Raw genomic sequence first — 14,971 nt, forward strand, 5'->3', positions numbered from 1 at the left:
TAGGCCGGGTAAGGCGAAGCCGCCACCCGGCAATCACAGCTAAAATGCCTGCCCCACTTTCAGCACCGCCGCGATATTCCTTGCGGCCATCCTGACGTTCTCGCCGGCATTTTCCAGCGCGTCTTCCAGCGTGCAGATGGTGTAGATCACGCTAAACACGGCATCAATGCCGTGATCGTGTACCACGCCAACGTCCGCCGTCAGGCTGCCTGCAATGCCAATAACGGGTTTGTTAAAGCGTTTTGCCACCTTTGCCACCCCCACCGGGACTTTGCCGTGGATCGTCTGGCTGTCAATGCGGCCTTCCCCCGTGATCACCAGATCCGCATCGGCCACCTGGTCGGACAGGTGTAGCGCATCGGTCACGATCTCAATGCCCTGGCGCAGCTGCGCGCCGCAAAAGGCGTAGAGCGCCGCGCCCATGCCCCCCGCCGCGCCGCCGCCAGCAAGGTTCAGCACGTCGATATCCAGGTCCCGGGCAATCACGCTTGCATAGTGCGCAAGCGCGTTGTCCAGGGTGACGATCATCTCGGGTGTGGCGCCCTTCTGCGGGCCGAATACCGCTGACGCGCCATCCTTCCCGGTAAGCGGATTGGTTACATCGCAGGCCACCTCAATCCGGCATTCCACCAGACGCTTGTCCAGCCCGCTCAGGTCGATACGCGCGAGTTTTCTCAGCTCGCCCCCGCCCTGCCCAAGAGGCTGTTCATTGTCGTCCAGCAGCTTCGCCCCCAGCGCCTGCACCATCCCTGCACCGCCGTCGTTGGTAGCGCTGCCGCCAATGCCAATAATAATATGCTTAACGCCCGCATCCAGCGCGTGACGAATCAGTTCGCCCGTGCCCCAGGAGGTGGTTTTCAGCGGATTACGCTGCGAAGGCGCAACCCGCTCCAGGCCGCTTGCCGCCGCCATTTCAATAAAGGCGCTCTGCTTATCACCGGACAAGCCATAAAACCCCTCCACGCGCTCGCCCAGCGGGCCGGTCACCGGAACATGCACAATGCTTCCCTGCGTTGCCGCGATCATCGCCTCAACCGTCCCTTCGCCACCGTCCGCGACCGGCAGCTTCACGTAAACCGCCTCGGGAAAGATCTCGCGAAAACCACGTTCTATCGCTGTCGCAACCTCAAGCGCACTCAAACTTTCCTTATACGAGTCCGGTGCGATAACAATTTTCATAAGCCATCCTTACGCATAGTCGTTACGTTAAGCATACACCACGTAAAAGACCGCTCATGGGAGCGGTCCCAATGCGTTTATCGTACCATGCACGGGCGTTTATTGTCGAATGTCCAGTCAGGGATGAGATACTGCATCGCCATCGCATCGTCGCGCGCGCCCAGACCGTGTTTCTGATACAGCTCATGGGCCTTCATGACCTGATCCATATCCAGCTCAACCCCCAGCCCGGGCGTAGAGGGCACCTGCACCATGCCACCTTTGATCTCAAACGGCTGCTTAGTGAGACGCTGATTACCTTCCTGCCAGATCCAGTGGGTGTCGATAGCAGTGATCGTGCCCGGCGCAGCGGCGGCGACGTGCGTGAACATCGCCAGCGAGATATCGAAGTGGTTGTTGGAGTGCGAACCCCAGGTCAGACCAAACTCATGGCACATCTGCGCCACGCGCACCGAACCCTGCATCGTCCAGAAGTGCGGGTCAGCCAGCGGAATATCGACTGACTGGAGGGATAAGGTGTGTCCCATCTGACGCCAGTCGGTCGCAATCATATTGGTCGCGGTCGGCAGCCCCGTAGCGCGACGGAATTCCGCCATCACTTCACGGCCAGAGAAGCCTTGCTCAGCCCCACACGGGTCCTCCGCGTAGGCAAGCACGCCTTTCAGCTGCTTGCCGATCGCAATCGCTTCATCAAGGGACCAGGCCCCGTTCGGATCGAGCGTCACGCGCGCCTGCGGGAAACGTTTTGCCAGCGCGGTGACGGCTTCCGCCTCTTCTTCCCCGGCCAGCACGCCGCCCTTCAGTTTGAAATCGTTGAAGCCATATTTTTCGTATGCCGCTTCCGCCAGGCGCACCACCGCATCCGGGGTCATTGCCTCGTCGTGGCGAAGCCGGTACCAGTCGCATTGTTCATCCGGCTGGCTCTGATACGGCAGTGGCGTCAGCTTGCGGTCGCCGACAAAGAACAGATAGCCCAGCATTTCCACTTCGCTACGCTGCTGCCCCTCGCCCAGCAGCGACGCAACGTTAACGCCCAGATGCTGGCCCAGCAGATCCAGCATCGCGGCTTCAATGCCGGTCACCACGTGGATAGTGGTGCGCAAATCGAAGGTCTGCAGACCCCGGCCCCCGGCATCGCGATCGGCAAAGGTGTTACGCACGGTGTTGAGGACATTTTTGTACTCACCCAGCGTTTTGCCCACCACCAGCGGAATGGCGTCCTCCAGCGTTTTGCGGATCTTCTCCCCGCCCGGAATTTCACCCACGCCGGTATGGCCGGCATTGTCTTTGATAATGACAATGTTGCGCGTGAAGAACGGCGCGTGCGCGCCGCTCAGATTCATCAGCATGCTGTCATGGCCCGCAACCGGAATGATTTGCATGGAAGTGACGACAGGGGTCGTAAAAGTACTCATCGTGTAATCCTTTTATCAGTGACGTCCGAAAACAGGGCGCTTACGGTCAAATGTCCAGCCGGGAATAAGGTACTGCATCGGGCCCGCATCGTTTCGCGCGCCGCCCGGCAATTTTTTATACGCCTCATGGGCTTTCTGGATCCGATCCCAGTCCAGCTCCACGCCCAGGCCCGGCGCATCCGGTACGGCAATCTTGCCATTGATGATTTCCAGCGGATTTTTCGTCAGGCGGGCTTCGCCTTCCTGCCAAATCCAGTGCGTGTCGATGGCGGTGGGGTTACCCGGCGCAGCGGCGCCAACGTGGGTAAACATCGCCAGCGAAATATCAAAGTGATTGTTCGAATGACAGCCCCAGGTGAGTCCCCAGTCATCGCACAGCTGCGCCACGCGGACCGCGCCTGAGAGCGTCCAGAAGTGCGGGTCCGCCAGCGGTATGTCGACGGCGTTGAGCATCACCGCATGGCCCATTTCGCGCCAGTTCGTGGCGATCATATTGGTCGCCACCGGCAGCCCGGTGGCCCGACGGAACTCGGTCATCACTTCGCGGCCCGAGAAGCCCTGTTCCGCGCCGCAGGGGTCTTCCGCATAGGTCAGGACATCCCCCAGCCCTTTGCACAGGCTAATCGCTTCATCCAGCAGCCATGCGCCGTTTGGGTCAACGGTGATCCGAGCATCCGCAAAGCGTTTTTTCAGCGCCCGGACCGTTTCAATCTCCTGCTCGCCGGGCAGCACGCCGCCCTTCAGCTTGAAATCCTTAAAGCCGTAGCGATCCTGCGCCGCCTCGGCCAGCCGCACCACCGCGTCGCTGGAGAGCGCTTCCTGGTGGCGCAGGCGATACCAGTCGTGATCGCCCGTGGATCGAGCCAGATAGGGGAGATCGGTTTTATTGCGATCGCCAATGTAGAACAGATAGCCCAGCACGGTGACCGCATCGCGCTGTTTGCCGGGCCCCAGCAGTTCGCAGACCGGGACATTGAGCGCCTTACCCAGTAAATCAAGCAGAGCCGCTTCCAGTGCGGCGACCGCATTGACGCGCAGTTCAAACGTCCAGGCACCGTTACCGAACGTCTCAAAGTCTGCCGACTGGTTGCCCTTATGCACCCGCTGAACCACCCTGTTCAGACGGGCAATCTCCTGCCCCACGACCTGCGGAATGGCATCGACCAGCGTCTGGTAAATCACCTCTCCGCCAGGGGACTCGCCCACGCCGGTATTCCCTGCGCTGTCTTTTAGCACGACGATATTACGGGTAAACCAGGCGTTATGCGCGCCGCCAATATTGAGCAGCATGCTGTCCTGCCCGGCCACCGGGATGACCTTCATCTCGGTGACGATAGGGCTCGATTGCGTTGTCATCAGCCACGCTCCGCAACAGGTTTAAGTTCGACGCGTTTGATATCCCCCACCAGCACCAGGTAACTCAGGACCGCCACCAGCGCATGCACACCCACGTAGATTAGCGCACCGTTAAACGATCCGGTGGTGCCGACGATGTAGCCGATAGCGATGGGCGTAACAATCCCGGAGATATTGCCAAACATGTTGAACAGACCGCCGCTCAGGCCGCTGATCTCTTTCGGGGCCGTATCCGCCATCACCGCCCAGCCCAGCGCGCCAATGCCTTTGCCGAAGAAGGCCATCGCCATAAAGCCGATAATCATCCACTCGGCATTGACGTAGTTACAGAACACCATGGTCATGGAGAGCAGCATGCCGAGCACGATAGGCGTTTTACGCGCGATGTTCAGGGAACCGGTGCGGCGCATCAGCCAGTCGGAAATGACCCCGCCGAGTACGCCCCCCACGAAGCCACAGATTGCCGGGACCGAGGCAACAAACCCCGCTTTCAGAATCGACATGCCGCGTGCCTGCACCAGGTACACGGGGAACCAGGTGATGAAAAAGTAGGTCAAGGCGTTGATACAGTACTGGCCCAGATAGATCCCGATCATCATGCGCGATCCGACAAGCTGCCTGATCTGCGCCCATTTCTTGCTGAACGGCACTTTCGCCGTCGAGGATTTCTGATCCATGTTGATCAGCGCGCCGCCTTCAGCGATGTACTCCAGCTCTTTTTTGTTTACGCCAGGGTGCTGGTTGGGTTCGTGGATCACTTTCAGCCAGATAAAGCTAATGACGATCCCGAGTCCGCCCATAAAGAAGAACACGTGCGACCAGCCCACCTCATGGGTTAGCCAGCCCATAATGGGCGCAAAGATCACCGTCGCGAAGTACTGTGCGGAGTTGAAAATCGCCACCGCCGTTCCCCTCTCCTGCGCCGGGAACCAGGCCGCCACAATGCGGCTGTTGCCCGGGAAGGAAGGCGCTTCCGCTAAGCCCACCAGGAAGCGCAGCGTGAAGAGCGCCACGATAATGCCGAAGCCGCTGAAGATATCGACGAAGCCCTGCAGCAGGGTAAAGGCAGACCAGATAAAGATGGACCAGAAGTAGACCCGTTTCGAGCCAAAGCGGTCGAGCAGCCAGCCGCCAGGAATTTGCCCGATGACGTAGGCCCACGAGAAGGCGGAGAAAACGTAACCCATGCCCACGGGATCAAGGCCGATATCTTTTGCCATTTCCGAGCCGGCAATCGACAGCGTGGCGCGGTCACCATAGTTAAAGGACGTGACGATAAACAGCATCACCACTATCCAGTAGCGTGCATTGGTGCGCTTTTCAGCGCTGCTCGCTGCGTGGCTTAATGAACTCATTGTTGCACTCCTGAAACATAGCTTTCGCCTGGTTCATTCTGTACAGCACCGGTAGGGTAAGCAGAATGAGATTGGTTTTTGTCGTTTTGGTACGGCCTGAAGCCGTTTTATCGTGACCGGGAAAGTATATGAAGGAGTGCCTCTTCACCTCACCGTGCAAAAACACAGTATTAAAGGGCGTGAGGGAGGTTGTTTAGGGCATAAGCCCAGAGGAGTGGAAGGTGGATCATGGAAATGGCGTTTGGTGCGGAGTGTAATGCCGGGTGGCGGCTACGCCTGACCCGGCCTGGAAAACCCGCAGGCCCGCGCAAGCGAAGCGCCGCCGGGCAGAGTGTTATTTGAGAAGTGAGGCCCAGTTCTCCACCCACGGGTTTGATTCGCTTTCTGGCTCCGGGTGCTCACCCGCATCAATCAGCAGCATCTCGCCGACGCGCTGGGCGCTCTGCTCCTGCAACAGCGCATCGAACTGCTTGCCGCCGCCGCAGAAGTTAGCGTAAGCGCTGTCGCCGAGGGCGATGATGCCGTAGCGAACGTCTGGCTGATAGCCAAGCTGGTCTTTAATGCCCTGGAACAGCGGCACGATGCTGTCCGGCAGATCGCCCTGCCCGGTGGTGGAGGTCACCACCAGAATGTATTTATCTTTATACTTTTCCCAGTCCGCCAGCTCCGGATCTTCATAGACCGTGGCTTTATGACCCTGGCTTGCCAGAATCGCCTCCGCCTCTTCCGCGACCAGCAGCGAGTTGCCGTACATTGTGCCGACAAAAATGCCTACTTCAGCCATGCTATTTTCCCATAGTGAATACGCTTACTCTTCATCCTGAACGTTGCCCGATACAAACTCAACCCTTTCATTTTCTGGGAGTTGTCCCAGCCAGCCAAACTGTGACAGCGCCTGCATCCAGACGTCGTCCAGCCCCGCGCGGATAGTCAGCGGCTCGCCGGTAAACGGGTGCATCAAGCTCAGCTCGCTTGCGTGTAACATCAGACGATGGCAGCCAAAGTGTTCGGCCGCGCTGCGGTTCTGGCGCAAATCACCGTGTTTGCTGTCGCCAATAATCGGGTGGCGCAGATGCGCCAGATGGCGTCGCAGCTGGTGCTTGCGCCCGGTTTTCGGCAGAAGCTCGACCAGGCTGTAGCGTGTGGTCGGAAATTTGCTGGTGGCCACCGGCATTTCCGTGGTTGCCATGCCGCGATAATCCGTCACGGCCGGCTGCGGGCCTTTGTCATCCCGGGCAAATTTATCGCCGATTTTGTCCAGCTCCTCCACCAGCGGGTAGTCCAGGGTGGCGGACTCGGTCAGCCAGCCACGCACGATCGCGTGGTAGCGCTTCTGGATCTGGTGCTGTTCGAACTGCTGGGCCAGCAGACGGCCAGCTTCGCTGGAAAGTCCCATCAGCAGCACGCCGGAGGTCGGCCTGTCGAGGCGATGGGCGGTAAACACATGCTGACCAATCTGGTCGCGCACGGTCTGCATCACCACCACTTTCTCGTCGCGATCCAACCAGCTGCGGTGCACCAGCCAGCCTGACGGTTTATTCACCGCCACCAGCCACTCGTCCTGATAGAGGATCTCAAGCGTCATGCATCTTCACCGGCAAACAGGGCATCCAGCTTTTCCAGTTCGACCAGCATGACGTCGCGCGCAGGGTGCGTCGCGTCGAGCGCCATTTCATAATAGGGAGAGACAGCAAACGCCTGCGGCAAGGGGTGCCCCCCCTCAAGCAGGGCGTGCATGCGCGGAATTAACACCCACTGCAGCCACTCGAAAGGGGCCAGCGTATCCAGGCAAAAGGGCTGGGTGCTGGCGAACGCTTCTGGCTGCGGCGCGGTCTCCTGCCACAGCTGATGTTGGCGCAAAAGGGCTTCGATGGCGTGCAACTGAGCACGAACGCTATCGTGTTGCGTCATAGTAACCTCAACTGAAAATGTAAACGGCGCGCAGCATAGCATTGCGAAAGGCAGAAATAAAAAAAGGGAGCACTGTAAAAACAGTGCTCCCGGTTCGTTCCGCAGCATTCCAGCTACAATTCGTGCTCCCTGCTCATCCGTGACAACTTTTCCTGAAGCCCGAAGGCCTGGTCATCCGTCTACCTTTCGCATCCTGCACACCTCTTCCTGACGTGTTTGTTTCATCCTGAAACGTCCTGGCCTTCCTGACCCACCGACCATCCTGACCGGCTCTCGTTCTCCTTCCTGGAGGTGTCCCTTACGCATCCTGCGTTATCCACTTCGCTTCATCCAGAAGCCTTCCTGCTGCGCCATCCTGACGAGTCCTGTGTGAGAAACGCCATCATCCTGATGTTCGTTTCTCGTGTCGGCTTCCTGTCGACGGAGATAGAATCCGCTATTCCGCTTCGTCTTACAACCCACTCAGCCAGCGTTGTAAGACGCGGGGACTCCCTAAAAATAATAGGAGGAACAACTAATTCGTTGAAAAATAGAGTGATATTAATCTGAATTTAATGAGGTAATACTGAATGTTCCAGCGATCTCTCACAAACCTTGTAAGAGATCTCTCACACGCGCTGTAGCAGCATGGATTACAGAAGGGGCTCAAGTCGGGTGAGGAAATCCGCAAGAGAAGGGGCGAGAGTCTCGCGATTTCGGGTACCGATAGTCTCTTTAATCACTTCGCCTGACAGGTTACAGACGGAGATAACGTCCAGCTCGCTGTCCAGCGTGGCAATAAAGAGCGTCGGAGAAAGCTTAAGGCGTTTTTGCGTGACCAGATGACCGATCAGGTTTTCCTGAACACGCTGCAGATCGTCTTCGCTCCAGGTCTGCAACAGCGTCAGCGTCATGTCCGCAAAGCGCGCGGGCATATCCCCTGCAAACTGCGTGGCATAAAACGCATGAACCACTGGTTGTACCACAATGTCCATTGCCCGTTCAACCGCATTTACATTCTGCTCGCCGTTATTCGGCTTCGGCTGCCAGATCACGTAATCCTCAAGCGAAGAGATAATGCACGGCGAAGGGACGCCATATAAATCAGCACTTTGCGGCCACGTGCCCTGCTTTTCATGCCATGCGTCGCAGTAGCGGGTCGTGAAGGTAGTGAGGGCATTTGCAGTTTCGATGTCCACCGATTTCTCTCTTCTTGTCAGACAGGATAAACTCAGGCCATAAGTGTACCTGTAAAGTGGCTATGAAACATGTCTTACGAAAATCATCAGGCGTTAACCGGCTTAACGCTGGGTAAATCGACCGATTACCGCGATACCTACGATGCAAGCCTGCTGCAGGGCGTGCCGCGTAGCCTGAACCGCGACCCTCTGGGACTGCACGCGGACGCGCTGCCGTTCGTGGGTGGCGATATCTGGACGCTGTACGAACTCTCGTGGCTCAACGCGCGCGGCCTGCCGCAGGTGGCGGTGGGACACGTTGAGCTGGACTATGCCAGCGTGAATCTCGTCGAGTCCAAAAGCTTTAAGCTCTATCTCAACAGTTTTAACCAGACAAAGTTCAACAGCTGGGACGACGTTCAGCGCACCCTGGAACGTGATTTAAGCGCCTGCGCGCAGGGAAAGGTGAGCGTTTCACTGTATCGCCTGCACGAGCTGGAAGGCCAGCCAGTCGCCCACTTCAACGGGACCTGCATCGACGATCAGGATATCGAGGTGGAGAATTATGAATTCAGCGCCGATTACCTCGAAAACGCGGCGAGCGGCAAGGTGGTTGAAGAGACGCTGGTGAGCCATCTGCTTAAATCCAACTGCCTGATTACCCACCAGCCGGACTGGGGCTCGGTGCAGATCCAGTATCGCGGGCCAAAAATCGACCGGGAAAAGCTGCTGCGCTACCTGGTGTCGTTCCGCCATCACAATGAATTCCACGAGCAGTGCGTGGAGCGCATCTTTAGCGATATCCAACGCTTCTGCCAGCCAGAAAAATTGAGCGTTTACGCGCGCTACACCCGCCGCGGCGGCCTGGACATCAACCCGTGGCGTACCAACACCGATTTTGTGCCTGCGACGGGCCGGCTGGTGCGTCAGTAATATAAATATTTTCACAATATGCGCGGTATCTTCCGCGCTTTAGGTTGTGAAACGTCACGCGGCAGGGCTATTGTAATCAACAGGGAAAGACGATAATCGTCCCGTAAGGAGCTCACTTGATTACACATATTAGCCCGCTTGGCTCAATGGATATGTTGTCGCAGCTGGAAGTGGACATGCTTAAACGCACGGCCAGCAGCGATCTTTATCAACTGTTTCGTAACTGTTCACTTGCCGTTCTGAACTCCGGAAGCCTGACAGACAACAGTAAAGAACTGCTGTCCCGCTTCGAAAGCTTTGATATCAACGTGCTGCGCCGCGAGCGCGGCGTGAAGCTTGAAGTCATCAACCCGCCGGAAGAGGCATTCGTCGACGGACGCATCATCCGTTCACTTCAGGCTAACCTGTTTGCCGTGCTGCGTGACATCCTATTTGTTAACGGGCAGATCCACAACGCAGGCCGTTTCCAGCATCTCGACCTGGAAAGTTCGGTCCATATCACCAACCTGGTGTTCTCTATTTTGCGCAACGCCCGTGCCCTGCACGTGGGTGAAGCGCCGAACATGGTCGTCTGCTGGGGCGGTCACTCCATTAACGAAACCGAATACCTTTATGCGCGTCGGGTGGGCACCCAGCTTGGCCTGCGCGAGCTGAATATCTGTACCGGATGTGGTCCGGGTGCGATGGAAGCGCCAATGAAAGGTGCCGCAGTGGGTCACGCGCAGCAACGCTACAAAGAGGGACGGTTTATCGGCATGACCGAGCCGTCCATCATCGCCGCTGAGCCACCTAACCCGCTGGTTAACGAGCTGATTATCATGCCGGATATCGAAAAACGTCTTGAAGCGTTTGTTCGTATCGCCCACGGCATCATCATCTTCCCGGGCGGCGTGGGGACAGCGGAAGAGCTGCTCTATCTGCTGGGTATTCTGATGAACCCGGCCAACAAAGATCAGGTCCTGCCGCTGATCCTGACCGGGCCAAAAGAGAGCGCCGACTACTTCCGCGTGCTGGACGAGTTTATCGTACACACGCTGGGTGAAGCCGCGCGTCGTCACTATCGCATCATCATCGACGATGCTGCGGAAGTGGCGCGCCAGATGAAAAAAGCGATGCCGCTGGTGAAGGAGAACCGTCGCGATACCGGGGATGCCTACAGCTTTAACTGGTCAATCCGCATTGCACCGGATCTGCAGATTCCGTTCGAGCCTTCACACGAGAACATGGCGAACCTGAAACTTTACCCGGATCAGCCGGTGGAAGTCCTGGCCGCCGATCTGCGTCGCGCCTTCTCCGGGATTGTGGCGGGCAACGTCAAAGAGGTCGGTATCCGCGCCATTGAGCAGTACGGTCCGTACAAGATCCACGGCGATCCGGAGATGATGCGCCGTATGGATGACATGCTTCAGGGCTTTGTCGCCCAGCACCGCATGAAGCTGCCGGGCTCCGCCTATATTCCTTGCTACGAAATCTGCACCTAACGCTTAGCGATATCTCATCAAAGCCGGGTCGCCCTGTTGCGCGTCCCGGCTTTTTTTATTCCTGATGTAATTCATAGGCATCACTTATATCTTTTACAAAATCGCCACAAACGCAAACGATTACCTGTATTTTTCAACCGTAAATTATCAGCCTTAATCCAAATTACCTGCCAGAAAATACTAAAAACCCATTTCTTTACAGCGAAAGACACCTATATCAAGGGCCAGTCTTTCAGCGCACATGTCGTTGGTGGTAGCCTTCGCGCGCGTAAATTCTCTTTGATGTTTTTTTAACAGATAAATGGTCTAAAGATGCCCACATCATAAGTGGATTATTGCATTTGGGATCGCGATCACTGATAGATTCATAACGAGAATGTATCTTTCCGCCCGCCAATAGTTACGGGCGAAAATTATTAAAAAACCGTCACTGAACGAATTTCATATTACCGTCAGGCACTTTTTCATCGGATTTGACTAAAAACCTGACAATTTGCTTCCTCCAGGAGATACAGATGGAAACCACTCAAACCAGCACCGTTGCTTCGATTGAATCCCGAAGTGGTTGGCGCAAAACGGATACCATGTGGATGCTTGGCCTTTACGGCACGGCAATCGGCGCTGGTGTACTGTTCCTTCCTATCAACGCAGGCGTCGGCGGTCTGATTCCGCTGATCATTATGGCTATCATTGCTTTCCCGATGACCTTCTTTGCACACCGCGGTCTGACCCGCTTCGTGCTGTCCGGTAAAAACCCGGGCGAAGACATCACTGAAGTAGTTGAAGAGCATTTCGGCGTGGGCGCAGGTAAACTGATTACCCTGCTCTACTTCTTCGCGATTTACCCTATCCTGCTGGTCTACAGCGTGGCGATCACCAACACCGTTGAAAGCTTCATGCTGCACCAGCTGCACATGACGCCGCCACCGCGTGCCATCCTGTCTCTGATCCTGATTGTCGGCATGATGACCATCGTGCGCTTCGGTGAGCAGATGATTGTGAAAGCGATGAGCGTGCTGGTGTTCCCGTTTGTGGCCGCACTGATGCTGCTGGCCTGCTACCTGATCCCACAGTGGAACGGCGCAGCGCTGGAAACCCTGTCCCTGAGCAGCGCGTCTGCAACCGGTAACGGCCTGCTGATGACCCTGTGGCTGGCGATCCCGGTAATGGTCTTCTCCTTCAACCACTCCCCAATCATCTCCTCTTTCGCCGTGGCGAAACGTGAAGAGTACGGTAATGGCGCAGAGAAGAAGTGCTCCAGCATCCTGGCACGCGCTCACATCATGATGGTGCTGACCGTTATGTTCTTCGTCTTCAGCTGCGTACTGAGCCTCTCCCCGGCGGACCTGGCGGCAGCGAAAGAGCAGAACATCTCAATTCTGTCTTACCTGGCGAACCACTTTAACGCACCGCTGATTGCGTGGATGGCACCGATCATCGCGATGATCGCCATCACCAAATCCTTCCTGGGCCACTACCTCGGCGCACGTGAAGGCTTCAACGGTATGGTGATCAAATCTCTGCGCGGTAAAGGCAAGAGCATTGAAATCAACAAGCTGAACAAAATCACTGCACTGTTCATGCTGCTCACCACCTGGGCGGTAGCGACGCTGAACCCAAGCATCCTGGGCATGATTGAAACCCTGGGCGGCCCGGTCATCGCGATGATTCTGTTCCTGATGCCGATGTACGCGATTCAGAAAGTCCCTGCTATGCGTAAGTACAGCGGTCATGTCAGCAACGTCTTTGTGGTTATCATGGGGCTTATCGCTATCTCTGCGATCTTCTACTCCCTGTACACCATGTTCTGATTCTCACCCGCGCCGTCCCCGGACGGCGCACACCCTCCTCTCTGACTGAAAGCAATGGACGCATCATGATTAGCGTATTCGATATCTTCAAAATCGGTATTGGTCCTTCCAGCTCTCACACCGTCGGACCGATGAAAGCCGGTAAGCAGTTCACGGATGACTTGATTGCACGCGGCATCCTGCACGACATCACCCGCGTGGTTGTCGATGTATACGGCTCACTTTCCCTGACCGGGAAAGGCCACCACACCGATATCGCCATTATCATGGGCCTGGCGGGAAACCTGCCGGATACCGTTGATATTGATGCGATCCCTGGCTTTATCCAGGACGTGAACACCCACGGGCGCCTGCTGCTGGCGAACGGCGAGCATGAGGTTGAATTCCCGGTTGACCACTGCATGAATTTCCATGCGGACAACCTGTCGCTACACGAAAACGGCATGCGCATTACCGCGCTGGCCGGCGACAAAGCGGTATACAGCCAGACTTACTACTCTATCGGCGGCGGTTTTATCGTCGACGAAGACCACTTTGGTCAAACCAGTACCTCTTCTGTCGAGGTGCCGTATCCGTACAAAACGGCGGCAGACCTCCAGCGCCACTGCCAGGAGACGGGCCTTTCCCTCTCCGGTCTGATGATGAAAAACGAGCTGGCGCTGCACAGCAAAGAGGAGCTGGAACAGCACTTCGCTAACGTCTGGGACGTGATGCGCGGCGGTATTGAGCGCGGGATCACCACCGAAGGCGTTCTGCCGGGCAAGCTTCGCGTACCGCGTCGTGCGGCAGCGCTGCGCCGTATGCTGGTGAGCACTGACAAAACGACTACGGACCCAATGGCCGTGGTGGACTGGATCAACATGTTCGCCCTGGCGGTAAACGAAGAAAACGCCGCAGGGGGCCGTGTGGTCACCGCGCCGACCAACGGTGCCTGCGGCATCGTTCCGGCCGTACTGGCGTACTACGACAAGTTTATCCGTGAAGTGAACACGAACTCGCTGGCGCGCTACCTGCTGGTGGCCAGTGCGATTGGTTCGCTGTATAAGATGAACGCCTCCATTTCCGGTGCGGAAGTGGGCTGTCAGGGTGAAGTCGGCGTGGCGTGCTCCATGGCGGCAGCCGGTCTGGCGGAGCTCTTGGGCGCAAGCCCGGCGCAGGTGTGCATTGCTGCAGAAATCGGCATGGAACACAACCTGGGGCTGACCTGTGACCCGGTTGCCGGCCAGGTACAGGTTCCATGCATCGAGCGTAACGCAATTGCCTCCGTGAAGGCGGTGAACGCGGCGCGTATGGCGCTGCGCCGCACCAGCGAACCGCGCGTCTGTCTCGATAAGGTTATCGAGACCATGTACGAAACCGGTAAAGATATGAACGCCAAATACCGCGAAACCTCTCGCGGCGGCCTGGCGATGAAGATCGTAACCTGCGATTAAGCCTCTCAGGAAGCCTCGTTTTGCGAGGCTTCTTCCTGTTTTCCCCACCATTCATAGTTTCACGCTGCTGACAGTGTTACCCTTCACGCATTAGATAGAAGGGAGATTATCTGTGGCCGTTCATTTACTTATCGTCGATGCACTTAACCTGATTCGCCGTATCCATGCGGTACAGGGGACGCCTTGTAAAGACACCTGCCTGCACGCGCTGGAACAGCTTATCCGCCACAGTGAACCCACCCATGCGGTCGCGGTTTTTGATGACGAAGCCCGCAACACGGGCTGGCGGCACCAGCGTCTGCCCGACTACAAAGCCGGACGCGCACCGATGCCGGACGATCTTCACGCCGAATTACCCATGCTGCGCGCCGCATTTGAACAGCGGGGCGTCCCCTGCTGGGGCGCACAGGGAAATGAAGCCGACGATCTCGCGGCCACCCTGGCCGTAAAGGTGGCGAGTGCCGGGCATCAGGCCACGATCGTTTCAACGGACAAAGGCTACTGCCAGCTGCTCTCCCCCACTATCCGTATTCGCGACTATTTTCAAAAACGCTGGCTGGACGCGCCGTTCATTGCCAGCGAGTTTGGCGTATCGCCTGAGCAATTGCCGGATTACTGGGGCCTGGCAGGCATCAGCAGCTCTAAAGTTCCGGGAGTAGCCGGTATTGGGCCGAAGAGCGCCGCGCAGTTGCTGACCGATTTTCAGAGTCTGGAGGGCATTTACGCCCGTCTGGACGAGGTGCCCGAAAAATGGCGCAAGAAGCTGGAGGCGCATAAAGAGATGGCGTTTATCTGCCGGGAAATCGCAACGCTACAGACGGATTTACAGCTGGACGGGAATTTACAGCAGTTGCGCTTAGAACGTTAAAACGACTACAGGGTTTTTGTAGGCCCGGTAAGCGCAGGGTATGAACCGGAAACATGGGTAACACTTTAGACC

13 protein-coding genes are annotated in these 14,971 nt (G+C 57.0%); 5 read left to right on the forward strand and 8 right to left on the reverse strand.

Features of this window, described 5'->3' with window-relative positions; genetic code table 11:
* Window positions 1–39 precede the first annotated feature (39 nt).
* The 8 genes from HMPREF3143_RS23140 to syd form a co-directional block, all read right to left on the reverse strand.
* On the reverse strand, window positions 40–1,179 hold the full coding sequence (locus tag HMPREF3143_RS23140; RefSeq protein WP_070534354.1) for a glycerate kinase: 1,140 nt from the start codon (window positions 1,177–1,179) through the stop codon (window positions 40–42).
* Window positions 1,180–1,256: 77 nt separating this feature from the next.
* Window positions 1,257–2,594 carry a glucarate dehydratase gene (gudD, locus tag HMPREF3143_RS23145; protein WP_058653944.1) on the reverse strand — a complete coding sequence of 446 codons (1,338 nt, stop codon included), beginning with the start codon at window positions 2,592–2,594 and terminating at the stop codon, window positions 1,257–1,259.
* A gap of 15 nt (window positions 2,595–2,609) precedes the next feature.
* Entirely contained in the window at window positions 2,610–3,950 is a 1,341-nt protein-coding gene (locus HMPREF3143_RS23150; protein WP_070534355.1) for an enolase C-terminal domain-like protein, read from the reverse strand.
* On the reverse strand, window positions 3,950–5,305 hold the full coding sequence (gene gudP / locus HMPREF3143_RS23155; protein WP_070534356.1) for a galactarate/glucarate/glycerate transporter GudP: 1,356 nt from the start codon (window positions 5,303–5,305) through the stop codon (window positions 3,950–3,952). Before gudP ends, HMPREF3143_RS23150 begins: the two co-directional genes overlap by 1 nt.
* A gap of 334 nt (window positions 5,306–5,639) precedes the next feature.
* On the reverse strand, window positions 5,640–6,089 hold the full coding sequence (locus HMPREF3143_RS23160) for a flavodoxin (RefSeq protein ID WP_008499636.1): 450 nt from the start codon (window positions 6,087–6,089) through the stop codon (window positions 5,640–5,642).
* Between the two features lie 24 nt (window positions 6,090–6,113).
* Window positions 6,114–6,890, reverse strand: coding sequence for a tRNA pseudouridine(65) synthase TruC (gene truC, locus HMPREF3143_RS23165; protein WP_070534357.1), 777 nt, complete (start codon window positions 6,888–6,890; stop codon window positions 6,114–6,116).
* Window positions 6,887–7,216, reverse strand: a complete 330-nt coding sequence (locus tag HMPREF3143_RS23170; protein WP_023294461.1) for a YqcC family protein — start codon at window positions 7,214–7,216, stop codon at window positions 6,887–6,889. The genes truC and HMPREF3143_RS23170 overlap by 4 nt, the downstream gene beginning before the upstream one ends.
* A gap of 632 nt (window positions 7,217–7,848) precedes the next feature.
* Window positions 7,849–8,394 carry a SecY-interacting protein gene (gene syd, locus HMPREF3143_RS23175; RefSeq protein WP_070534358.1) on the reverse strand — a complete coding sequence of 182 codons (546 nt, stop codon included), beginning with the start codon at window positions 8,392–8,394 and terminating at the stop codon, window positions 7,849–7,851.
* A 69-nt stretch (window positions 8,395–8,463) separates the two neighbouring features.
* On the opposite strand from syd, the gene queF reads away from it, so the two are divergent.
* From queF to xni, 5 genes are all read left to right on the forward strand, one after another.
* Window positions 8,464–9,306: an NADPH-dependent 7-cyano-7-deazaguanine reductase QueF gene (gene queF, locus HMPREF3143_RS23180; RefSeq protein WP_023294462.1), complete on the forward strand. Its 843-nt coding sequence runs from the start codon at window positions 8,464–8,466 to the stop codon at window positions 9,304–9,306.
* A 116-nt stretch (window positions 9,307–9,422) separates the two neighbouring features.
* Window positions 9,423–10,787, forward strand: coding sequence for a nucleotide 5'-monophosphate nucleosidase PpnN (gene ppnN, locus HMPREF3143_RS23185; protein ID WP_008499641.1), 1,365 nt, complete (start codon window positions 9,423–9,425; stop codon window positions 10,785–10,787).
* A 515-nt stretch (window positions 10,788–11,302) separates the two neighbouring features.
* On the forward strand, window positions 11,303–12,598 hold the full coding sequence (locus HMPREF3143_RS23190) for an HAAAP family serine/threonine permease (protein WP_008499642.1): 1,296 nt from the start codon (window positions 11,303–11,305) through the stop codon (window positions 12,596–12,598).
* A gap of 65 nt (window positions 12,599–12,663) precedes the next feature.
* Entirely contained in the window at window positions 12,664–14,031 is a 1,368-nt protein-coding gene (locus tag HMPREF3143_RS23195) for an L-serine ammonia-lyase (RefSeq protein WP_070534359.1), read from the forward strand.
* A gap of 112 nt (window positions 14,032–14,143) precedes the next feature.
* Entirely contained in the window at window positions 14,144–14,899 is a 756-nt protein-coding gene (gene xni, locus HMPREF3143_RS23200) for a flap endonuclease Xni (RefSeq protein ID WP_021241892.1), read from the forward strand.
* The last annotated feature ends 72 nt before the right edge of the window (window positions 14,900–14,971 follow it).

The organism is Enterobacter sp. HMSC16D10, assembly GCF_001807145.1.
GTDB classification, from domain to species: Bacteria; Pseudomonadota; Gammaproteobacteria; order Enterobacterales; family Enterobacteriaceae; genus Enterobacter; species Enterobacter roggenkampii.